The organism is Sorangium sp. So ce204 (assembly GCF_051526795.1).
In the GTDB taxonomy this organism is placed as follows: Bacteria; Myxococcota_A; Polyangia; order Polyangiales; family Polyangiaceae; genus Sorangium; species Sorangium cellulosum_B.
In genome coordinates, this window is sequence record NZ_CP150317.1 from 5987717 (window position 1) to 6010068 (window position 22352).

Here is a 22352-nt window from a genome sequence, read left to right on the forward strand (position 1 = left end):
TCACGCCGCGTCACGCCGCGTCACGCCGCGTCACGCCGCGGCGTCGCTGCCTGTCGCGAGCTGCATGATCGCCTCTTCGCTCAGCTCGGCGCGGCCGAGCTCGCCGGCGATGCGCCCCTCGTGCATCACCAGCGCACGATCGGACATGCCTATCACCTCTTCCATGTCGCTGGAGACGAACAGGGTGGCCATGCCGCTCGCTGCCAATCGCTCCATGAGCTGGTATATCTCGTGCTTGGCGCCGACGTCAATGCCGCGGGTCGGCTCGTCCAGGAGCAGCACGCGCGGCGACATCGACAGCCACTTTGCGATGACGACCTTCTGCTGGTTGCCGCCGGACAGGTGCTGCACCGGCTGCACGTCGCTCGGCGTCCGCACGCCGAGCTCCCGGATCATCCGCGCCGACATCCGGCGCTCGCCCGCGCGGTCGAGGACGCCGTAGCGCTGCGCCGCGCCGAGGCTCGGGAGGCTCACGTTGGCCCGGATCGCCATCTCCAGGATGATGCCCTGTTGCTGGCGGTCCTCCGGGACCAGGCCTATCCCGGCGGCGATGGCGTCTCGCGGGGCGCGCGGCGAGATCGCCCGCCCGGCCACGCGGACGGCGCCACCGGCCGCCGGCGTGACGCCGAACAGCGTCCGGAGCAGCGACGTGCGCCCCGCGCCGAGGAGCCCGGCCACGCCGACGATCTCCCCGCCGCGCACCGTGAAGGAGAGCGCTCGCCCGGGGTGCCTCGGCGTCCGGAGGCCGGAGACCTCGAGCACCGGCTCGCCGGGCGGGTTCGGGACGTGCGGATAGAACTGCGAGAGATCGCGGCCCACCATCAATCGCACGATGCGCTCGTGGCTCATTTCCTGCCCGCGCGCGAGCTCGCCCGCGTTCTCGCCGTCGCGCAGCACGAGCACGCGATCGCAGAGCGCCCTCACCTCGCCGAGGCGGTGAGAGATGTACACGACGCTGATCCCGCCCGCGCGGAGCTCCCGCACCACCTGGAAGAGCGCCTCCGCCTCGTGCGGGCACAGGCACGACGTGGGCTCATCCATGATGAGCACCCGCGCGTTCGCGGAGAGCGCCTTCGCGATCTCGACGAGGTGCCGCTGCCCGAGCGACAGGCCGCCGACGAGCGCGCGCGGCGAGCACGCGAGGCCGACGCGCGCCATGATCGCCCGCGCCTCGCGCTCCATCCTGCCCTCGTCGATGAAGCCGCCCCGCCGCGGCTCCCGGCCGAGATAGATGTTGGCCGCGACATCGAGGTTGTCCGCCAGGTTGAGCTCCTGGTGGATGAGCGCGATCCCGAGGGAGAGCGCCTCCCTGACGGAGCCGAGCGCGACAGGCCGCCCGTCGAAGAGCATCTCGCCGGCGTCGGGCGCCTCGACGCCGGCGAGGATCTTCATGAGGGTGCTCTTGCCAGCGCCGTTCTCGCCGACGATGCCGAGCACCTCCCCCCGGCCGAGCGCGAGGTGCACGCCGCTGAGCGCGAGCACGCCGGGGAAGCGCTTGGTCAGGCCGCGCGCCTCGAGCAGCGGCGTCGCGTCCGGTTCAGGCGAGGAGGCTGTCATTCGCGTCGGCGCGTCGAGCGTCGCCGGGCTCGGCTCGGGCGCGCGCGCCGCGCGGGCGCCGCGCTGCCCGGCGCCAGGCTCACGGTTGTTTGCCCGCCTTCTGCTTCAGATCGGCCCAGAACGCGTCCAGGTTGCCCTTGCGGATCTGCCGGGCCGGCAGGGAGATGAACTTGTCCTGGGGCACGACGGAGTTGTCCCCCCGCACGAGCGCCGCGAGCACGCGCACCGACTCCTTGCCGTACATGTACGGATTCTGCACCACGGTGCCGACCACCTCGCCGTCCTGGATCGCGCGCAGCGTCGCGTCCTGCTCGTCGAAGCCGACGACCTGGATCGAGCTCATCTTCCCCGCCTGCTTCACCGCCTCGAGCAGGGCCGGCGTGTGGTACGCGTTCAGGCCGATCAGGCCCACGAGGTCCGGGTGCGCCGACATCATGTCCTCGGCGTTGCCCTTCGCCTTGGCGGCGTCGATCTGGTCGGTCAGGGTCGCGACGATGGTGTATTTCGCCCCCTTCAGCTCCTGGTTGAGCGGGTCGTTCCCGGCGCTATTGTCCTTTCGATCGAGCAGCTCGTCGAGCACGCCTTGACGGCGCTTGCGGGCGTTGTCGCCCTCGAGCCGCCCGACGAGGATGGCCACCTTGCCGCCGCCGGGGATCGCCTCCTTCACGAGCTGCCCCGCCATCCGGCCAGCGACGTAGTTGTCGATGCCGATGTACACGATGCGATCGCTCTTCGGAGCGTCCGAGTCCTGCGTGATGAGCTTCGTCTTCGCGGCCGCCTTGTTGAGCAGCGGGACCTGGTTCTCCGCGTCGATCGGGCTGATCGCGATGCCGTCGACGCCGCGGATCAGGAGATCCTCGACCCGGTGCAGCTGGTCGTTCACGTCGCTCGGCATCACGACGCTCACCTCGACGTCGTGCTCCTTCGCGCCGTCGATGACGCCCTTCTCGGCGATGGTCCAGAACGGGGCGACGCCGTTCGTGATGTAGGCGAGCTTCGGCTTGCCCCCCGCCGCGGGCGCGCCGCCGTTGTCGCAGCCCAGGGCCGCGAGCCCCGCCGCCACGCAGACCCCGACGATGAACCGACCGATGCTCTTCAACATGCGCTCTCCCCTCCACCCGTCCACCCGACAAGAGCCGCCTCGCGCGACGGGCCCATACGCCTCGTGCCGCCGCGCGGGCCACGACAGAGCAGGAACCCCCGGTCAACTGGCCAGCTCATGATGCGCGATCCGCTCCGGACGTGTCTACACGATTCGACGCGCGGATCGCCGCGCGCCTCGCCCCCCTATGGCCGCGTGCCCGGCGCGCTCATGCCGCCCGATCGGCCGACGGCGTAGGCGATCCCGCTCTGCAGCGTCCCGCGGATCACGACGCGCGACATGTCGATGTCGAGCCGGAGGAGCGCCTGCGCGACCTCGCCGCGGATGCCCGTCAGCACCGCCTGGACCCCGAGCAGCCGGAGGGCGTTCGCCGCCTTGAGCAGGGCGTTCGCCACGCGTTGATCGACCCCCTTGATCCCCGTGACATCGATGATGACGGTGCGGGTGCCGCTCCTCGTCGCGCCGTCGAGCAGGGTCTCGAGCACGTCTTGCGCGCGCTCCTCGTCCAGCGTGCCGATGAGCGGCATGACCATGACGTCGCTCGTGATGGGCACGAGCGGGGTCGACAGCTCGGAGATCTTCGCCCGCTGGAAGCGGATCACCTCCTCTTGCAGCTCGGCCCGGGCCGCCTCGGCGCGCTCGCGCTCGCCGAGCTCGTGGAGCAGGCGCACGTTGGCGTCCCGGAGCTCGGCGCTCTGCGCGGAGAGGCGCACGTTGGCCAGAGAGAGCTCCTCCGTCCGCTGCTTCACCTCCTGCTCCAGCCGCTCGTTGGCCTCACGGAGCTCGGCGCTCACGGCCGAGAGGTCCGCGTAGAGCAGCGCGTTCTCGACCGCCACCGCCGCCTGCGAGGACAGGAGCCGCAAGAGCTCGATGCGATCGGCGGTGAACGCTTGCTCGGCGAGGTGGTTCTCCAGGTACAGCACCCCGCTCAGCCGGCCCTGGTGCAGGAGCGGCAAGCCCAGGATCGATTTCGGCCGGCGCGCGATCACGTGCGGATCGCCGGCGAGGCGCGGGTCGTCGTCCGCGCGCCCGATCACGAGCGCCTCGCGCGAGCGCGCCACGTAATGCACGACCGAGCGGGCCAGATCGAGGCGCGCCTCCAGGGGCATCGAGAGGCCCAGGCTCACCGTGTCGGGGCCGACCGCGATCATCGCCTCGACCGTCAGCACCTCGCCGCGCGCGAGGATGAGGAACCCCCGGCTCGCCCCGGCGCTCTTGATCACGCTGCGCAGGACCTGCTCGATCACCTTGTCGAGCACGATCGCGCTCGAGATGGCCTGGGCGGTGCTGAGGACCGTGGCGAGATCGAAGCTCTCCCCCGCGACGAGGCCCTGGAGCGCGGTGCCGGTCGGCGAGAGCGGAAGAGGCTGGCCCAGGGCCGAGGGGTCGGCCGGCGCGAGCTCGTCGCGCAGCGCCTTGGCCTTCTCGGTCGCCCCCCAGCGATCGTACAGGTAAACCGCCCTGCGCAGGAAGATGTGCGCGAACTCGACCCTGCCCTGGGCGAGCCAGAACCTGCCGTAAAGCTCGTTGCCGAGCGCCTGGTTGTTGACGTAGTCGGCCTGGCGCGCGGCCTCGATGCCCCGCTCGTAGAGGTCCATCGCCTCGGCCCGCCGCCCCTCGACGCGGGCCTGCTCGGCGAGCAGGAGCAGGTGCTTGTGAAGCACGTTGTCCGGCCCGGCGTCGGCCCAGCGCTTCATCCGCCCGAGGAGCCGCGAGAGGTGCGCTTCGTGCTCCCGCCGCGCCGCACCCTCGGCGCTCTCCCACGCGGCGATCCGCATGAGGCCCGCGTAGAACGTCGCCTCGGGCACCTTGGCGTGCGTCGGCAAGGCGCCCTCGATCACGGCGAGCTTCGGCATCAGGTCGGCGAAGCTCGCCCTGTCGCCGAACAGGTAGGCATTCCGGATCTTCGCGTAGTACAGCCACCCCATGTGGTAGGGCGAGCCGCCGTGCTTCGCCGCGTAGGACGCCTCGTCGAACCCGTCGTCGTCGAAGCTGAGCCGGCCCCTCGTCAGCCCTTGCAGGCACCGGAGGGGCTGGATCACGCCCGCGAGGAGGATGTCGATGATGTCATGGCTGCGCGCGCGCCGCAGGAACGCGAGGTGCGTCTCGGTGAGCTGCGAGAGCTCCGCGAGGTTCATCCCGTAGGTGAGCCGGTCCGAGCCGCTCTGGCTGATCATGTACCCCATGGCCGTCCAGTCGCCGGCCTGGAGCCCGAGGTCGTAGACCCGGTCGTAATAGGGATCTGCCTTCCGCAGGGGCTGCGTCCAGCTGTGCACGTCCGCGGAGAAGATGTGGTAGGTCTTGGCCCGGAGCACGAGGTTGTCGAGCTGGTCCGCGAGCTCGACGGCCATCTTGCCGAACCGGTACGCCGTCTCGTACTCGCCGAGCAGCGGGCCGACCACCATGCCGTACGCGACGTATCCGAACGCGGACATATCGCTGTTCCCGTGCTGCAGCGAGAGCGTCACCATCTTTACGATGGCGAGGTTCGCGAGCGTCTGGTCGCTCGAGTTGTAGGCCCCGAAGAACAGGTTCACGAGCAGCTCCAGCGTCACGGGGTGCTCGGGGTTCGTCGTCCTCGGGGCGCGGGCGAGCTCCTCGATGCTGCGCGCGCCGAGGAGGACGGGCACCGCCCGGAGCTCCTGCTCGAGCAGCGCGGCGACCTCCTCCCGGGCCTCGGGGATCGGACAGCCGAGGAGCCGGAGGCCGGCCTTCTGGACCAGGGTCGCCTCGTGATTGCGCCACTGGAGCAGGTACTGGTTCGCCTGGACGAGGAGGACAGCGACCTTGTCCATGGCCGTCCGGGCGCGCGCGAGCGCCGCGGCGCAGAGCCGCTCGGCCTCCTCGAAGGCGCCGCACAGCGACTCGACCTCGGCGCGCTCCCTGTGGAGCGCGAGGGCGAGCTCGTAGTGGTCGTCGAAGCCGCCGTGGGGCAGAAACCCGAGCCCCGCGCGGAAATAGCCGGCCGCCGCCTCGTAGGCGGTGGCGGCCTTGGCCCTCCTGCCGGCGGCGAGGTTCAGCTCCGCGGCCGTGGCCTGCTCCGCGGCCGAGGTCACGATGGGCGCCGCGATGTTGAGGTGGTTCACGATGGCGAAGAGCGAATCGTCCCGCGCGGCGCCCTCGCAGCTGGCGAGCATGAGCCGCGCGATCCTGAGGTGGACCTCGCGCTTGCGATCCTCGCTGATGAGCGAGTACGCCGCCTGCTGGACGCGATCGTGCAGGAAGCGGTAGGTGACGCGCCAGTCGACGCCGGCCTGGGCCTCGTCGTCCGTCGCGTCGGTTGCGTGCGCGAGGCGGTAGTCGGCGTCCACGGGCGCGATCAGGCCCTCTTGCAGGATCTTCCACAGCGCGGCCACGGTCTCGTGCGCCGGCCGCTCGCTGATGACCGCGAGGGTGCGCAGGTCGAACTCGTGCCCGATGCAGGCCGCGAGGCGGAGGACGCGGACGAGCTCGGGCTCGAGCTCCTCGATCTTGCGCGCCATGAAGTCGACGACGTTGTCGGTGACCGTGCGCCGCCGGATGCCGTCGAGCTCCCATGTCCAGGCGCCCTTCTCGAAGCGGAGCAGGCCCTCCGCGTGGAGCGAGCCCAGGAACTGCCGCACGAAGAACGGGTTGCTCTGCGTCCTGTCGAACACGACGCGGGCGAGCGGCTCGACGTCCGCGCGGGCCGCGGAGAGCGCGTCCGAGAGCAGCGCGATCACGTCGGCGAGGGCGAGCGGCCCCAGCTTGAGCTCGCGGAGCGGCGCGCCCGCCTTCTCGATCTCGTCGAGCGCGACGCGGAGCGGGTGGGCCGCGTACACATCGTTGTCGCGGAAGGCGCCGAGCAGCAGCAGGTGGCCGCGCTCTGGATCGGCGGCCAGGACCTGGAGCAGCTTGAGCGAGGCAGGGTCGGCCCACTGCAGGTCGTCCAGGAAGAGGACGAGGGGGTGCTCGGCGGTCGCGAAGACGCGGACGAACGCCTTGAAGGTCGCGTGAAAGCGGCCCTGCGCCTCCGCCGGCGGCAGCTGCTGGACCGGGGGCTGCTGGCCGATGATCCACTCGAGCTCCGGGATGAGGTCGACGAGGAGCTGGCCGGCGCTCCCGACCGCGCGGCCGAGCGCCGCGCTCCAGCGCGCGAGCTGCTCCGGTCGCTCGGTGAGGATGTGCCGGAGGAGCTCCCGGAAGGCGCGCGCGAGCGAGGCGTACGGCGCCCCGCGGTTCAGCTGCTCGAACTTGCCCGCGGTGAAGTAGCCGCCTCGCTGGGCGATGGCCCTGTGCATCTCGTTCACCAGGGCCGACTTGCCCATGCCCGAGTACCCCGACACGAGCAGGAGCTCGCCCTCCCCGCCGGCGGCGCGCTCGAAGGCGGCGAGCAGCGCGCGCTCCTCCTCGGCGCGGCCGTAGAGCTTCTGCGGGATGCGCAGCGTGTCTGGGATGTCGCGCAGGCCGAGCGCGAAGGGCGCAACGGCGCCGGAGGTCGAGAGCTGGCGGAGGCACGCGTCGAGATCGGCGAAGAGCCCGAAGGCGCTCTGGTACCGGTCCTCCGCGTTCTTCTCGAGGAGCTTCATCACGATCCGGGACACCGCGTCGGGCACGCCCGGGACTCGCTCGGGCGGCGGCACCGGCGTCCGCGCGATGTGGCCATGGATGAGATCGAGCGGGTCGCTGCCGGTGAACGGCACGACGCCGGTGAGCATCTGATAGAGGGTCACGCCGAACGAGTAGAGGTCGGTGCGGCGGTCGATCACGCGGTTCATCCGGCCGGTCTGCTCCGGCGACATGTACGCGAGCGTCCCCTCGAGCGCCTCGGGGCTCATCGCCTGCTGCGTCTCCTGCGGGAGGAGCGTCGCGATGCCGAAGCCGACGAAATGGACCTCCAGCGTGTCCGGGTCGACGAGGAGGTTGTGCGGCTTGATGTCCTTGTGAATCACCTTGCGGCGGTGGAACTCGTCGAGGACCCGGGCCGCCGAGCGGGCGATCGTCAACGCCGCCTTGAGCTCCAGCCGGCCGGCGCGCAGGATGTCGTGGAGCGTCGTCCTGCTCGGCCGCTCGAGCACGAGCGCGAGGCCGTTCCTGTGCTTCTCGAGCCCGTAGGCCTTGACGACGCCGTCGACGTCGAGCGCGCAGAGCACGTTGTACTCGTGCCGGAGCGCCGCGAGCTCACGCGCGCTCGGGAACTCGCTCTTCAGGACCTTGAAGACAGCGGGCTTGCGCTCGTCACCCCAGGTCCCTTCGAACACCTCGATGCTCGAGTCGACGTAGATCGGCTGGCTCACGGAACAGGTCGCGGAGAGCATCTCACCTCGCCGGGGCGCTGGTCCGGCCCGCCGCCGCTGCTGCTCGCGTCGAGCAGACAGGACGGACGGTGTTCTCGCACAAGCGCACCATGGGCGGATTATGTCTAGATCGGTGCTCCCGAGTCACCACCGAAATCGGAACATTGATTCGTTCAGGGCAATATTTTTCAGTATTTGTGCGCTAGACATCCAACACGGACGGAGTCTGGCGTTCGCGCCCGTCACCGAGCGCGGCAGTGCGGCGCGCTAGCGCGGCGCTTCATGCGATGTGGGCTGGCTCTCGGAGGGCTGGAGGAGGTCGATCACGCGGCGCGCCGGGAGGGCGCGTCACAGGCGCAGGTCATTGCGGCACCTCGACGGTGGGACAACCGAACTCGACCCGGACGCTCTCCGCCCCCATGGACTTCACGTGCTCACACGTGGCGCCCTTGATCACGAGGGTGGGCGGGGTCGTCGAATCGTCGTAATCCCAGCCGTCGTCGCCCGGCTTCGGCAGCACCTCATCGTCGATGAAGACGTTCACCTTCGCGCGGTCGGGCGGCTCGGTCTCCAGCGAGAGCGCGCAGGTCCTCACGAGATCCCGCGTGATGCCGGTCAGCGTATCGCCGAGGCTCGCCGCGTCCACCACCTCGAAATAACGGGGCGAGGTCTCCGACGTGGCCGTGTCGCCCTCGACGGCGAGCTGGTCCAGCACATTCGCATAGGCCGTCGCGCCGGGGATGCCGACGACGAAGGTCTTGATGCCGGCCGCGCGCAGGTCCTTCACCCGCTGCACCGTGCGCACGTCGTCCAGGCACACGTCCGTCAAGCCGGCGACGCAGCAGTTCGGTATGCCCGAAGGGCAGTCCCCATCCATGTTCGTGGTGCAGGTCGCGGCCTCGCAGGTCATGGCCGGATCCTGGTTGCAGTTGGGGCCGCCGTCGGTCGCCAGGAGGACGTACCTGTCGCCCTCGAGGGCGCCGCCGGCGCCCACGGTGAGGTACCCGAGGGCGCGCGCGAGGGCGTCCGCGGTCGGCGTCGCGCCGCCGGGGTCCGTGCCATCCAGGAGGGTCTTGATGGCGGGGACAGAGGTCGCGCCCGGCGCCACGGCCACGCTCAGGTCCTCCCCCGCCGGCATGCCGCAGTGCTCGTCGGAGGGAAAGAGCTGGAGCCCGACGGACATCCTGTCCTGGATCACGTCGAGCGCGGCGCCGACGGCGCCCTTCATCATCGTCCAGCGATCGCTCGCTTCCCACGCTTTGGTCATGCTGTCGGAGCGATCGAGCACGATCACGAGGTGAACCTGCCGCGGCTGAGCTTCGACCTGCTGGCCGCCGCAGTCGCCGCCGCCCTCCCCGCCGCCCGAGCTGGCGCCCGGCCCGGTCGCGATGAAGCCGCCTCCGAGGGAGGGCTCGCCCCCCGTTCCACCGGAGTCCGTTCCACCGGCGCCGCCGCTTCCGGAGCCGCTGTTTCCGGAGCCGTCGCCGCCCGCGCCCGTCCCGCGATCCGATCCCGAACATCCCGACGCGAGCGCCCAGCCCAGGCACCAGAGCGACGTCAGGAACAAGGAGCGGGCGTGGATCCCGCGGTTCTTGCCGGTCATATCCATTCTCCTCGACACGAGTGAATCGACACGAGTCGACGCGCCTGAACGCGGCGTCAGCCCGGAGGAATGCGGCAGATGCCGTTGTAACACTGCACGGTTCCGGCGTTGCAGCAGTCGGACGTGGCGCCGCAGAGCTGCCCGTACTCGGCGCATCGCGGCGGGGTGCCGCCCGCCCCGTCCGAGCCACCGCCGCCGCCTGCGCCGCCTGCGCCGCCCGTTCCGCCGGTCGCGCTCGAGCTCCCGGTCGCTCCTGACGGGGAGTCTGTCGTGCACGTGCCCGACAGGGAGCCCGGCTCGTACTCGCACGTGGTTCCGACGCAGCAGTCGCCGTTGTTCGTGCAGGGTCCGCCCGCCGTGACACACTGGGGCCCCGTCCCTCCTGGCGTGTCGTAACACTGGAGCTTGCCGGTTTCGCTATTCCGCACGCAGGGAGCGCCGTCGCAGCAGTCGTCGGCGGAGGCGCAATCCTCGCCTGCCTGGCGGCAGGCCGTGAGCGCGTTGCACCGAGGCACGCCGAGGGCGTCGAGGCGGCAGTTGCTGGCGTTCCCCAGGTAGCCGCAGCAGTTGTTGGGGGCGCTGGTGGACGTATCCGAGCAATAGCTGTCCTTGAAGTGACAGACGCCGCCCTGGGGCGTGCAGCCGTTCGGGTTGCGGCAGCGGCCGATCTCCCCGTCCGGATCCCCCGACGTGTCGCAGACGACCCTGCCCGCGCCCGGCAGAGCGGCCGTGGGATCGCCGCCGCAGCAGTCCTCGTTGCGCCGGCACAGGGCGCCGTTCACGCGGCAGCCGCTCGGCGGCTGGCAGACGGCGATCCCGGTGGGGCCGTACGGCGCGCAGACGCGGCTGCAGCAGAAGCCGCAGCTGTCGCAGACCGCGCCGTCGATGCCGCCGCTGCTACAGCGGCTCGCCGTCGACGGCTCCGCGCCGCAGTAACCCGCGGGATCGGAGGTGTTCCGCTTCACGCATACGCCGGTACAGCAGTCGCTGTCGCCCTTGCAGACGTCGTTGCGCTGAACACAGAACGAGGAGTAGAGGACGCAGCGGTTGTCTCGCCCGCAGAGCTGGGAGCAACACTGGCTGTCCTCGGTGCACGGGTTGCCGCCCGTCTGGCATGCCGTGGCGCCGTTGACGTCGCTGCACGTCCCGCCGACGCACATGCCGCTGCAGCACGCGGCGCCGCCTGCCGTGCAGTCGGATCCATCGGGGACGCAGGCGGTCGCGCTGCACCTGCCCGAAGCGCAGTTGAGGCCACAGCACTCCGAGGATTCCTCGCAAGCGGCGCCTGTCCCGAGGCAGACGCTGAGCGGCGACGCGCAGGTGCTCGTCGCGCTGTCGCAGATGCCGGAACAGCAATCTCCGGAGCGCGCGCACGTGGACCCGAAAGGCGCGCAGGTCGGCACCTCGACCCCCGTGTCAGGGCCGCCCGCGCCGCCGACGCCGTCCGTGCCGCCGGCGCCCGTCCCGCTGGCGAACGCGCCGCCCGCGCCGCCGGTGCCTGCGCCACCCACGCCCGTGCCCGCGCCGCCTTCTCCAGAGCCGGCCGTCGCGCTGGCGCCGCCCGTTCCGGTCGTCTCGCCGCCGCCGCCCGTTCCAGTCGTCCCGCCGCCGCCAGCGTTGGTCCCTCCGGAGCCACCGGCGGAGGAGCTGCCCCCGGCCGCGCCGCTGGAGGGGCCTGACGTGGTGGCGACACCCCCTTCGCCTCCCGAGCCGGTGCCCTCGGACGAGCCGCAGGCGAAAGAGAGCCCTACGATGCCGACAGCCGCGAAGATTCGAGATACGCGCATGCACTTCCTCGCTTGATCGCTCGCCGCAACCGACGCAGTCGAAGAGAGGATACATTCGCGCAACTCCAGCTTGTCCGTATGGCTTTTGTTTCAGGGCATGCCCCTCTCCCTCTATTTTTGTCGGAGGTGGTGAGCCTCGTGAGCGCTGCGCGCACCTGCGCGCGCAGCGCATAGCTCGCGCTCGCCTGGTCGTGATGAGCTCTGCCCCGAACGGTCAGCGAGACCGCAATCCGCGCTTTGGTGAGGTTCGTCGCAAAGAGCCCTCGACGGAGGAAGCGACGCTGTACGGTCCTCGAGAGGAGAGGACATGCAGGCTGTTTGGAGAGGCACGTTCATGGGGCAGCCCGGCACGGCCGCCCGCTCCCTTCTCTCCCGCTTACGCTGATGTCCTCGTCCCCTTCCAGAGCGCGCTCCAGAACCGCCCCGTCTTCACGGCGCCTTCCGGGACGGACTCTCGGGCGCTCTCCTCGGCGGGCTTCTCCTTGTGGGCCTGGCCCTCGAGGAAGGTGATCAGCCGCTCTCGGAGAGGATAGTACATCGGGTCCTCCAGCACCTCCTGGCGGTCCCGCGGGTGCGGGAACGGGACCTCCAGGATCTCGCCGACCCGCGCCCCCGGGCCGTTCGTCATCATCGCGATGCGGTCCGACAGGAACAGGGCCTCATCGACGTCGTGCGTGACCATCAGCGCCGTCTTCTGGTCCTCTGCCCACAGGTTCATGAGCACCTCCTGGAGCTCGAACCGGGTGAGCGAGTCGAGCATGCCGAAGGGCTCGTCCAGGAGGAGCATCTTGGGCGACAGGGCGAAGGCGCGCGCCAGCCCGACCCGCTGCTGCATCCCCGACGACAGCTCGCGCGGCTTCTTGTGCATGGACTCCTCGAGCCCCACGAGCCCGAGGTAGTGCGTCGCGATCTCGATGCAGTCCTTCCTGCTCTTCTGCCGGTGCACCTGCTCGACCCCGAGCAGGACGTTCTCGAGCGCCGTCATCCAGTGCAGGAGGCAGGGCGACTGGAACACGACCCCGCGGTCCGGGCCAGGCCCCTGGATCTGCCTGCCCGCGAGGACGATACCGCCGCTCGTGATCTCGGAGAGGCCCGCGACCATCGACAGCACGGTGGACTTCCCGCACCCGGAGTGGCCGATGAGGGACAGGAACTCTCCCTTCTTCAGGTTCAGATCGAAGTTCCTGACGACGACCGAGGGGCCCTTCGGCGTGGGAAAGGTCTTCGTGATATTCCAGATCTCGAGGTACTTCTTCATGCGACCGCCTCCGCGCTCCGCGCTGCATCGGGCGCGCTCTCGCCCGCCTTGGGCCCGGCGCCCGGGCCGAGCAGGTAGCTGATCACCGCGCCGCGGATCTCCTTGAAGCGCGGATCGTGGTTGAGGGCCTTGCGATCCCGAGGGCGCTCGAGATCGACGGTGATCCCTGGCCCCAGCGTGGCCCGAGGGCCCTTGCTGAGCGGGACGATCCGGTCGGCGAGGAGAATGCCCTCGTCGACGTCGTTCGTGATGAGGAGCACGGTCTTCCGGGTGGCGCGCCAGATCCGCGCGATCTCGTCCTGGAGCGTCGCGCGGGTGAGCGCGTCCAGCGCGCCGAACGGCTCGTCCATCAGGAGGACCTCCGGATCCATGGCGAGCGCCCGCGCCACCGAGACCCGCTGGCGCATGCCGCCGGAGAGCTGCGCCGGCTTCTTTTCGCGGGCCTCGGTGAGCTTCACCATGGCGATGTAGCGCTCGGTGTGCTCCCGCTTCTTGTCCGTCGGCCAGGAGCCGAAGATCTGGTCGACGGCCAGGTAGACGTTCTCGTAGACCGTGAGCCAGGGCAGGAGAGAATAGTTCTGGAAGATGACGCCGCGGTCGGGGCCCGGCCCCAGGACGACCTTCCCGTTCAGCTTGACCTCCCCGGTGTCTGGCCTGAGGAGCCCGGCGATGAGGGACATGAGCGTCGTCTTGCCGGCGCCAGAATAGCCGACGACGGCGACGAACTCGCCCTTCTCGATCTCCAGGTGGATGTCCCTGAGCACCTCGGTGCGGGTGGCCCCGCCACCATAACTCTTCCCGACGTTGCAGAGCTCGACCAGCGGCATGGACGTCACGCTCCCGCCAGCTTGAGCCGGCGCTCGACGAGGCTCATCAGGGCGTCCAGGAGGAAGCCGACGACCCCGATGGTGATGATGCACAGGATGATGTGCTCGTAGATGAGGCTGTTGTACTCCTGCCAGAGGAAGCCGCCGACCCCGGGCGAGCCGGTCAGCATCTCCACGGCGACGATGACGAGCCAGGCGATGCCCAGGCTGAGCCGGAAGCCCGTGAACATGTAGGGGAGCGCCGCGGGGAGCTGCACCTTGAACAGCGTCTTCATGCGCGACAGCCGGAGCACCCGGGCGACGTTCATGTAGTCCTGCGGGATCGATCGCACCCCGAGCGCGGTGTTCAGGACCGTCGGCCACATCGAGCACATCGCGATGGTGAAGACGCCGGCGGGGTCGGGCTTCTGGAAGAGCACGAGGCCGAGCGGGAGCCACGCGAGCGGCGAGACCGGGCGGAGGATCTGGATGATGGGATCGAAGCTCGACCTGAACAGCCTCGACGCGCCCAGGAAGAAGCCGATCGGCGTCCCGAGGAGGATCGCCAGCGTGTAGCCCTTGGCGACCCGCTGGAGCGAGTACCAGGTGAAGCGGAGGATGCCCTGGTCGAGCTCTCCCCGCTTCTCGAACGGCTCGAAGATGTAAGGCCTGCTCACCTCCCATGTCTTGAGCGGAGAGGGCAGCGTCTGGGTCCACAGGCTGCTCGCGGCGGCCCACAGCCCGATCACGCACGCCACCCCGAAGAGGGGCAGGATCATGTGGTCGACTCGAATCCTCGGAGAGATCGCCTTCGCCTCGCTCATGCAGCACTCCTCTTCCGCTTCTTCCGCTTCCGCTTCCGCCGCCGCGCCTCCCGCCGGCGCGGCGATGGCGATGTGGGTTCATCCCTTCAGGGCGTGGACCTGGAACGACGTCGCGTACTTCTCCGGGTCCTTCGGATCGAACGTCACGCCGTCGAACAGCGTCTCGGGCGCGTCGCTCCGGCCGCCGTGCGCGACCCCGAGCTCCTTCATCGCCTCCTCGTAGAGATCGGGGCGCATGACCTGCTTGACGACGCCCTCGTAATCCGGCTTCCCCTCCACCATGCCCCACCGGCGGAACTGGCTGAGCCACCAGAGCGCGTACTTGGGCTGCGGGTAGTTGCAGCCCCGATCGCTGAAGATCATGTAGTCCTTGTCCTCTTTCGTGCGCCCGTCGCCGTAGTCGTAGCGCCCCTGCAGCCGGCCGAGGATGAGCTCCGGCGGACAGTTGATGTACGTGGGCCTCGACACGACGTCCGCCTGCTCGGGGCGGTTGTCGAGCTTGTCCAGCCAGACGCTCGCCTCGTGGAGCGCCTTGATCACCGCCTTCACCGTCTTCGGGTTCTTGCCGGCGAACTCCGCGGTGAACGCGCACACCTTCTCGGGGTGGTCCTTCCAGAGCTCCTGCGTGGTGACGGCCGTGTACCCGATCTGGTCGGAGATCGCCCTGGCGTTCCACGGCTCGCCGACGCAGAAGCCGTCCATCTTGCCCACCTTCATGTTGGCGACCATCTGGGCGGGCGGGATGGTCACGAGCGCGACGTCCTTGTCCGGGTGGACGCCGCCCGCGCCCAGGTAATAGCGAGTCCACATGGCGTGCGTTCCAGGCGGGAACGTCATCGCGAAGGTCATGGGCGCCCCCTTCTCCTTCGCCTCCTCGACGAACGGCTTGAGCGCCTTGGGATCTCCGGCCACCTTGCCCCGGAGGTCGCTCTTCATCGTGATCGCCTGGCCGTTGCGGTTGAGCAGCCACGGGATGACCATGGGCGTCTTCGGCGATCCGAGGAGCCCCATCGTCGAGGCGAGCGGCATGCCGAAGAGCATGTGCGTCGCCTGGAGATCCCCGTTCGAGAGCGAGTCGCGGATCGCCGCCCAGCTCGCGCCCTTCACGATGGTCGCGTTGATGCCGTACTTCTTGAAGAACCCCTTCTCGTGGGCGATCACGAGAGGAGAGCAGTCGGTCAGCGCGATGATGCCGAAGCGCAGATCGGGCACCTCGGGCTTGGCGGCGTCCGGGATGAGGGGCGCGGCGTTCGCCGCGGGCTTCGCCGACGCTTCGGACCGCGATTCACAAGCGGGGAGGAGCGCGGCTCCCCCGAGCGCCAGCGCACCGCCGAGGAAACGCCGGCGGTGGAGGGGCGTGGCGCTCGGGGCCTCACGCGCAGGTTCTCGTCTCTTCATTCCAAAGATCCTTTGCTGGGATGACCGTGGAGCCTCGGGCGCATGGAGAGGGGCACGCCCGCCGGTCGGGGCAGACTGGACGGGCTGCGCTCCGGAGGCGCCGTCCGCGAAATCGCCTGTTCGTTCGAGGATGAGCTAGAGCGACAAACGGGTTGAAGCCGCACGCAGACAGCGAGAAGTTGGGACGCCAGAAGACGCCAAGAGACGCCAAAAGACGCCAGAATTTATTGTTTTCGTGGCGTCTTTTGGCGTCTTTGGGCGTCTTCTGGCGTCTCATTTTTATGGTTGCCAAGCTGATCGGTGTCCTAGGCCAGCTCCGCGGCGAGATCGGCAGGGTGAGCTCGCGCTCGCCGCGGGTGTGCGCCCTGGATGGCCTCAGCCATTCACGGGCCCAGGATTTGCCAAGGACGATGCATGGGCGCCTGTTTCTATGAAGTTTCTGTAGGATATTTTTTCTTCATTCACTTCATGTTCGTCATGTTCGTCATGTTCGTTACGCTCGTCACGCCGCCTTCGTCTTCAGTTTCAATGACTGCGGGGCAGCGGCGCGCCCGAGCGAGCGGTCGGGGAGCGTCGCGAACGGACCGGTTGCTTGCCAGGCCTGGGGTGAGGCTGTAGCGTCCGCGCGGCGCGGGAGGAGCGCCACGCCAATCCGGCGGGTGGGATGCGGCAGGCAGCAGGTCATGGGAGCGACGATGACGAGCGGGTCCGCGGCGTGGGTGGGGGCGGCGGCGTGCCTCGTGGCGGGCGGGTGCACCTCCCTCGCCGGCCTCGATGGGCCCTACCACCTGGAGGCGGGCGGGGGCGCCGGCGGTGGGGGTGGAGGTGGCGGCGGCGCCGGCGGGCAAGACTGCGCCGAGGAGGCGAGCGAAGGGTGCGTCTATGACCGGTGCGGCGCCGTCCCCGAGAGCGCCCCGAGCGGCGTCTACACGCTCGATCCCGACGGGCCCGGCCCAGAGGAGCAGGCCGAGGTCTACTGCGGTGAGCCTGTGGACGGCGATCGCTGGGCGCTCGTCTACAACAGCGTCGGGTCAGCGGACGGCGCGACGCTCGCGTTCTGGAAGATCCTGTATGCCGATCGGCTCGCCACCAAGGGGACGCCGTCGCTCGGCGACAACCTTTACCAGCCGTCGCTGTACATCGCCGGCCGGGAATACCGCGACGAGATCGAGGACATCGCAGGGACCGTCGCCGAGGTGATGCGGGCGACCGCCGAGGGCATCGACACCGGGGACATGCACCTCCTCACGCCGATACGGGTCGGCGGGGATGAGCAGCTCTTTTCATGGCAATTCGGCACCGGATGGTCGTCGCCGGATTTCGACGCAGACACCAAGGACGACGGCAATTGCGCGGGCGCCTATGCGGGCGTCACGCAGCACTACGGGCACTGCTTCGTCTACAACCTCGGCGCGGACGACGATGAGCCGATCGAGGACGAGGGCTGGGGCCCGCACATGAGCACTCCGGACGCGACCTCGTACGGGCTCTCGGATGACGGCAGCGGGTACACGCGTGTGCAGCGGATCTCCCGCTGGACCCGCTGGTGAGCCCGGCCCACCTGGGTCGGAGCGCTCGCCGCAGGACCGGGGCGGCGCGCCGAGAGCCCCCGCCGCTCGGCGCCCCCGGGGCCCACGGTACGGATGACGCTCCGGCCGCCGCGGTGGCAGACTCCGACGACCCATGAGCGACCGTTCGACCATCGTTGATGTGCCTCCTCGCTTCCGCGTGATCATCGATCCGCGGGACGCGGAGGTCGACGAGCGCACCATCGTCCTCGGCCCGAGCCACGCGTTCGGCGACGGCCGGCACGAGAGCACGCGGATGTGCCTCCAGGCGCTCGCGTCGTTCGCGCCGCGCAGCGGCTTCCGCCTCTTCGACGTGGGGAGCGGGACGGGGATCCTCTCGATCGGCGCCGCGAAGCTCGGCGGCGAGGCGATCGGGGTCGACATCGACGCCGCCGCGAACGCGATCGCGGCGGACAACGCGCGGCGGAGCGCGGTGGAGGCGCGCGTGCGCTTCGCGACGACGTGGCCGGACGGGACGTTCGACATCGTCGTGGCCAACATCCTTCGCGAGGTCCTCTCGGCGCTCGCCCCTCGGATCGTGGCTCGCCTGGCGCCGCGCGGGACGTTGATCCTTTCGGGGCTCGTGTCCACCGACGTTCCGGAGATCGTCGCGCGCTACGCGCCGCTCCTCGCCGAGCGTCGACCGGAGATCTTCGAGCGGGGTGCGTGGCGCGCGCTCGTGTGGCGCAACGCCGAGCCCCGCGCCGATGCCGGAGCCGCGTGAACCGAGGTGCCTGGGCGCTATCCGAGCCGCCGCGTCCCCCCGGAGATGACGATTCCATGCCCGGCGGCGGTCGTTCGTTCGAGCTCACGGATCAAACACCGCGCGGACCAGGGTGCCGCCCTGGATGTGCCCAGCTGTGCCAGCTTTTGCCGATGAGGAACGAGCGCTCCGGCACCGGCGTGCAATTCCGCTGTGTTGCGTGACGGTACGAGAGCTGCTTGGTCGCGGCACATGACCTCGCGCCCGCTCCTCGCCTCGATGATTCTCTCCCTCCTCACGGTCGCCGCATGCGGCGACTACATCTACGGCGACCCGGGCGGAGGCGGCGGCACCGCGTCAACGGCTACCTCAACGGCGATGGGAGCGACAGGCGGAGGTGACGGCGACGCCGGCACGACGACGACGGGCGCCGGAGGTGAAGGCGCGAGCGGCGGGGGCGAGGCGAGCGGCGGGGGCGGCGGCACGAGCACCGGCGGCGGCGATGCGACTGGCGGAGGTGGTGGGACGGCGTGCGGCGACGCGGTCTGCGGCACGCATCAAGTCTGCGAGAGCTGCCAGACGGACGACGAGGGGGAGCCGCCCTGGTTCTTCTGCACCGACGCCGACCCTGAGCCCAGCGCCGACGAGTTCCGGTGTGGGGAGACCAACTGCGACCGCGGCACCGAGGCGTGCGAGCACAAGGCCGAGTACTTGGGCTGCGACGGCCACGACATCTGCACGGCTCTCCCGGCCTACGACGGCTGCACCGACTGCGACTGCATCGCGGCGTACTTCGCCGACGGCGTGAATGGATCGTACTTCGGCGAGGGCGCGTCCCGAATCTGCCTCGACGCCTGCACCGGCTCCGGTGAGGGGGCCATCCACGTCCGGCTGTCGGCGTGCTGGGACTGATGCGCGGAGCTCCGCGGGCTGAACGGCCCTGTCGCGAGGAGCGCTCCCGAGGGCGCTGTCGACAGCGACGGCAGGTCGGGCCGCGAGCTACCAATTATACCAGACGACGAGCCGCAAACGGGCGCTTGAAAACCGCTCATCGCTGGCGATTCGGTCCATGAGTTCAAAGACGGTGGCCCAGTCGCTCGATCGCACTTCCGGACACGAGTCGCGAATGCCGACAACTCTGTCCAGCTGGCGTAGGTGGTGCCGCCCAGCTCGCCCGGACCGTAGCGCCGCTCATGCTCGGCGATCCGATCGAGGTCTGCACGAAGCTGAGCAGATGGGTTTGGTGGAATTCCCCGCCGAGCGGCGACAGCTCCGAGCGGCTCACCCGCGGCGACAACGTCCCTCGATAGCCCGAACAGTCGCTGGGAAATCGCGTCCGCACCGTCGATGAGAGGCAGCACGCGGAGGACGCCCTGCCATGCGTGCTCGTCCTCTTCGAACGGCAACATTCGCGTCACCTCGACCCAGCCCTCAATCCAGAACATTCGCGCTCCAGGCGTCAATTCGCCGCGATCAGCGCCGCCGGTCCGCCCCGCATGGCGTTCATGTCGTCCCGGCGACGGTAGTTCGTTCGAGCTCGCGGATCAAACGCCGCGTGGAGCGCGTCGGGCGCGGCGCTCGGGCTCTCCAGCGCCCGCGGCCCCGCGGCCCGCCTGTTGACCCGCGACCGGAGGGCGCGCGACCATCCGTCGCTCCCTTGCCGACCCTCCCCGCGACACGCCACCTCGCCGCGCTCCTCGCGCTCGCCGCGAGCGCCTGCTCCCGCGGCCCCACGCCCGGCGCGGACGCGGGGCCTGGCCCGGCCGGCAGCGCGAGCTCCTCGGCCAGCGGCGCGGGCGCCCCGGCCGCTCCCCTGCCCCCGTCCGCGGCCGCGCCGCTGCCCGCGCCGGTCCGCGAGGGCGGCGCCCTGTCCCGCGCCGCGCGCGAGGACGCGCTCTACGTGGCCGACGAGGACCATGGCGTCGTGCGCGTCGTGTCGCTGCCGCTCGACCCCGCTCGGCCCGGCGCAGGCGTGCCCGCGCCGGGCAGGCCCGCGCAGGTGCTCGCGCTCGGCGGGCGCGACGGGCAAGAGCCGCGCGTCCTCGCCACCGTCCGCGACCCGGGGCTGCTGCTGATCTACCGGCCGGATCCCGCGGCCGGCCTCGTCGAGGTGGGCCGCGTGCCGCTGCCCGCCGACGCGTGGGGCGTCGCGGTCACGCCCGACGAGAAGACCGCGATCGTGACCTCGGCGTGGACCCACAAGGTCTCGGCCGTCGACCTCGAGGCCAGGCAGACGCGGTGGACCGTCGACGTGGCGCGCGAGCCGCGGGGCGTGGCGGTGCTGCCCGACGGCAGCGCCGCGTACGTGAGCCACCTCGTCGGCGCCGATCTCACGAGGATCGACGATCTCGGCGGGGCGCCGAAGGTCCGGCGCGTCGCCCTGCCCGCCTCGCCGCTGCGCGCCCCGTCGGGCGAGCGGCTCGCCGCGTCGCTGGGGTACGCGCTCTCGCTCTCCGAGGACGGGCGGCGCCTGTTCGCGGCGCGGCACGCGCTCGGCGCCATGGGCCACGCCGCGTGGTTCGGCGCCGCGACGGTGGACGTGCTGATCACCGGCCGGGACGAGCCGCTCGCCCCGCCGCACCACGGCAAGCTGCCGGTGCTCCGGTCGGCGTTCGCGGAGCAGGTGATCACCCCGGAGAGCGTGATCACCCTGCCCGGCGCGAGCGTCACGCCCGTCACCCAGCCGCGCGCCATGGCGTACCGCAAGCGCGCGCGCACGCTGCTCGTCGCGGGCGAGGGCGACGATCTCGTGCTCGAGGTGGACGCGACCGCGGTGGATCCGACGCTCGCGATCGTGAGGAGCTACCCGGTCGGCGGCCGCTACGATCCGCACATCCGCGTGGCCGGCACGTGCGGCGCGCCGACCGGCCTCGCGCTCTCCGCGGACGAGGCGACGGCGTGGGTCTTCTGCCGATCGACCGGCGACGTGGCGGCGCTCCGGCTGCACGACGCGGCGGCGGGCTCGACCGTCGCGCCCGTGGGAGCGGCGGGCCCGGCGGGCGCGGCCAGCTCCGCGCCGGCGCCGGCCGCCGCGGGTGTGGCGGAAGGGCCGTCGGCGCTCGTGCACCTCGCCGGCGATCCGCTCGGGCCGGAGGTCGCGAAGGGCCGCCGGCTCTTCTACAACGCGCTCGACGCCACGGTGAGCGGCAACCTCGGCTGCGCGGGATGCCACCCCGACGGGCGCGACGACGGGTACGTCTGGCGCGAGGCCACCTTCAGCACGGCCGACGGCGAGCACGCGAACTTCGTCGGGCGGCCGGAGAACATCCCCGAGGTCGCCAGGAAGCGAGGGGTCCCGCGGCGCACCCCGATGCTCGCCGGCAACGTGGGCGCCGCCGGGCCGTACGGCTGGCACGGCGAGAGCGAGGACCTCGTCGGCAGGCTGCAGACAGGCATGGGGCTGCACCGCTGGGGCGGGCTGCCGATCGACCATACGCCGACCAGCCTCGCGGCGCGGGCGACCTACCTCGCGATGTTCCTCCGCCGGGGCCTCGTCACGCCGCCGCGTACCGAACGGGCGCCGGACGAGCGCGAGAAGCGCGGCCGGGAGATCTTCCACAGCGACGAGGCGAAGTGCTCCCGCTGTCACGTCCCCGCGAGCGATTACACCGATCGCACGGCGTACCCGATGCCGAAGCGACCGCCGCCGCCAGGCTACGACGAGGATCCGCGCCCCGAGTACAAGACGCCGTCGCTGCGCTTCGTCGGAGGCCGGCCGCCCTACCTTCACGACGGGCGCGCCGGCACGCTGGCAGAGCTCATCGAGCAGAACGCCGACTGGATGGGCAAGACAAGCCACCTGTCGCCCGAGGACAGGGCGGCGCTCGTGGCGTTCCTGGAGACGTTATGAGGCCGCGCTCCGTGCTGCTCGCCTTGATGGGCGCAGGCGTGGCCTCCGCCCTGGCCGCCGCATCGGGGGCGCCCGTCGCGCAGCCAGGCGGCGCGCCCAGGACCGAGGTGAGCGCCTCGCAGCCTGGCGGTGCGTCCAAGACCGCGGCGGGCGCCGCGGCCGACGCCGGCGCGAGGAACGCCGCCGCGACCGACGCCGGCGCGACCGATGCCGGCGACGAGCTGCCCCTCGACGCCGCGCCCTTCCCGCCCGAGCCGTCCAGGCAGCCCACGGCCGCCGAGTGGAAGGCGGCGCCCCGCGTCCGCCTCTCCCGCGCCGGCCCCGCGGCCGCGGGCTGCCGCGCGTACAGGGCGAGGGAGTGGCTGCGCGTCCGCTGCCCGGAGCTCACCGTCTCGGCCATCTCGCTGCTCGGCGGGAAGTCCGAGGGCGTGGCCTTCTGGATCGATCCGCCCCGCGGCGGCAGCGAGCTCCCGCGCGGGGGCGAGGTGATGTTCCCGATCCGCCGCGGCGATCGGCGGGTGATCCAGATCCTGACGTTCGGCCCGGGCTACGACGGGCCGTTCACCTTGTTGCCGGCGATCGTCATCCAGGAGCAATGGCTGGAAGACGAGCCGGCGCCGACCGTGACCGCCTCCTGAGAC

At 70.8% G+C, this 22352-nt stretch carries 14 protein-coding genes; 5 read left to right on the forward strand and 9 right to left on the reverse strand.

The genetic code is table 11. The annotated features are described in order from the left end of the window. Positions 1-30: 30 nt before the first annotated feature. The 9 genes from WMF22_RS22235 to WMF22_RS22275 form a co-directional block, all read right to left on the reverse strand. On the reverse strand, positions 31-1557 hold the full coding sequence (locus WMF22_RS22235; protein WP_437301037.1) for a sugar ABC transporter ATP-binding protein: 1527 nt from the start codon (positions 1555-1557) through the stop codon (positions 31-33). 79 nt (positions 1558-1636) lie between these two features. Continuing rightward, a complete protein-coding gene (locus WMF22_RS22240) occupies positions 1637-2659 on the reverse strand; it encodes a sugar-binding protein (protein ID WP_437301038.1) in 1023 nt (340 codons plus the stop codon). A 185-nt stretch (positions 2660-2844) separates the two neighbouring features. Further along, a complete protein-coding gene (locus WMF22_RS22245) occupies positions 2845-7914 on the reverse strand; it encodes an AAA family ATPase (RefSeq protein WP_438036947.1) in 5070 nt (1689 codons plus the stop codon). A gap of 361 nt (positions 7915-8275) precedes the next feature. Further along, positions 8276-9517 carry a vWA domain-containing protein gene (locus WMF22_RS22250; protein ID WP_437301040.1) on the reverse strand — a complete coding sequence of 414 codons (1242 nt, stop codon included), beginning with the start codon at positions 9515-9517 and terminating at the stop codon, positions 8276-8278. A gap of 56 nt (positions 9518-9573) precedes the next feature. After that, positions 9574-11304, reverse strand: coding sequence for a hypothetical protein (locus tag WMF22_RS22255; protein ID WP_438036948.1), 1731 nt, complete (start codon positions 11302-11304; stop codon positions 9574-9576). Between the two features lie 376 nt (positions 11305-11680). Further along, positions 11681-12562, reverse strand: a complete 882-nt coding sequence (locus WMF22_RS22260; RefSeq protein WP_438036949.1) for an ABC transporter ATP-binding protein — start codon at positions 12560-12562, stop codon at positions 11681-11683. Further along, on the reverse strand, positions 12559-13389 hold the full coding sequence (locus tag WMF22_RS22265; protein ID WP_437301593.1) for an ABC transporter ATP-binding protein: 831 nt from the start codon (positions 13387-13389) through the stop codon (positions 12559-12561). The genes WMF22_RS22260 and WMF22_RS22265 overlap by 4 nt, the downstream gene beginning before the upstream one ends. A gap of 5 nt (positions 13390-13394) precedes the next feature. Next, on the reverse strand, positions 13395-14192 hold the full coding sequence (gene ntrB / locus WMF22_RS22270; RefSeq protein ID WP_272092815.1) for a nitrate ABC transporter permease: 798 nt from the start codon (positions 14190-14192) through the stop codon (positions 13395-13397). Positions 14193-14270: 78 nt separating this feature from the next. Further along, positions 14271-15590: a CmpA/NrtA family ABC transporter substrate-binding protein gene (locus WMF22_RS22275; protein WP_438036950.1), complete on the reverse strand. Its 1320-nt coding sequence runs from the start codon at positions 15588-15590 to the stop codon at positions 14271-14273. A gap of 695 nt (positions 15591-16285) precedes the next feature. On the opposite strand from WMF22_RS22275, the gene WMF22_RS22280 reads away from it, so the two are divergent. The 5 genes from WMF22_RS22280 (at position 16286) to WMF22_RS22300 (ending at position 22349) form a co-directional block, all read left to right on the forward strand. Continuing rightward, positions 16286-17140, forward strand: coding sequence for a fibrinogen-like YCDxxxxGGGW domain-containing protein (locus WMF22_RS22280; RefSeq protein ID WP_437301044.1), 855 nt, complete (start codon positions 16286-16288; stop codon positions 17138-17140). A 133-nt stretch (positions 17141-17273) separates the two neighbouring features. Beyond that, positions 17274-17882, forward strand: coding sequence for a 50S ribosomal protein L11 methyltransferase (locus tag WMF22_RS22285; RefSeq protein WP_438036951.1), 609 nt, complete (start codon positions 17274-17276; stop codon positions 17880-17882). 231 nt (positions 17883-18113) lie between these two features. Beyond that, positions 18114-18773 (forward strand): hypothetical protein, encoded by a 660-nt coding sequence (locus WMF22_RS22290; protein ID WP_437301046.1) that lies wholly within the window; start codon positions 18114-18116, stop codon positions 18771-18773. 745 nt (positions 18774-19518) lie between these two features. Next, positions 19519-21711, forward strand: a complete 2193-nt coding sequence (locus WMF22_RS22295) for a hypothetical protein (protein WP_438036952.1) — start codon at positions 19519-19521, stop codon at positions 21709-21711. Continuing rightward, entirely contained in the window at positions 21708-22349 is a 642-nt protein-coding gene (locus tag WMF22_RS22300) for a hypothetical protein (RefSeq protein ID WP_438036953.1), read from the forward strand. Before WMF22_RS22295 ends, WMF22_RS22300 begins: the two co-directional genes overlap by 4 nt. Positions 22350-22352 lie beyond the last annotated feature (3 nt).

What these genes read in the sequence shown, in the direction of transcription:
- WMF22_RS22235 (WP_437301037.1), bottom strand. Translation starts at nt 1,557, where the DNA reads ATGACAGCCTCCTCGCCTGAACCGGACGCGACGCCGCTGCTCGAGGCG.
- WMF22_RS22240 (WP_437301038.1), bottom strand. Translation starts at nt 2,659, where the DNA reads ATGTTGAAGAGCATCGGTCGGTTCATCGTCGGGGTCTGCGTGGCGGCG.
- WMF22_RS22250 (WP_437301040.1), bottom strand. Translation starts at nt 9,517, where the DNA reads ATGACCGGCAAGAACCGCGGGATCCACGCCCGCTCCTTGTTCCTGACG.
- WMF22_RS22255 (WP_438036948.1), bottom strand. Translation starts at nt 11,304, where the DNA reads ATGCGCGTATCTCGAATCTTCGCGGCTGTCGGCATCGTAGGGCTCTCT.
- WMF22_RS22260 (WP_438036949.1), bottom strand. Translation starts at nt 12,562, where the DNA reads ATGAAGAAGTACCTCGAGATCTGGAATATCACGAAGACCTTTCCCACG.
- WMF22_RS22265 (WP_437301593.1), bottom strand. Translation starts at nt 13,389, where the DNA reads ATGCCGCTGGTCGAGCTCTGCAACGTCGGGAAGAGTTATGGTGGCGGG.
- ntrB (WP_272092815.1), bottom strand. Translation starts at nt 14,192, where the DNA reads ATGAGCGAGGCGAAGGCGATCTCTCCGAGGATTCGAGTCGACCACATG.
- WMF22_RS22275 (WP_438036950.1), bottom strand. Translation starts at nt 15,590, where the DNA reads ATGAAGAGACGAGAACCTGCGCGTGAGGCCCCGAGCGCCACGCCCCTC.
- WMF22_RS22280 (WP_437301044.1), top strand. Translation starts at nt 16,286, where the DNA reads ATGACGAGCGGGTCCGCGGCGTGGGTGGGGGCGGCGGCGTGCCTCGTG.
- WMF22_RS22285 (WP_438036951.1), top strand. Translation starts at nt 17,274, where the DNA reads ATGAGCGACCGTTCGACCATCGTTGATGTGCCTCCTCGCTTCCGCGTG.
- WMF22_RS22290 (WP_437301046.1), top strand. Translation starts at nt 18,114, where the DNA reads ATGACCTCGCGCCCGCTCCTCGCCTCGATGATTCTCTCCCTCCTCACG.
- WMF22_RS22300 (WP_438036953.1), top strand. Translation starts at nt 21,708, where the DNA reads ATGAGGCCGCGCTCCGTGCTGCTCGCCTTGATGGGCGCAGGCGTGGCC.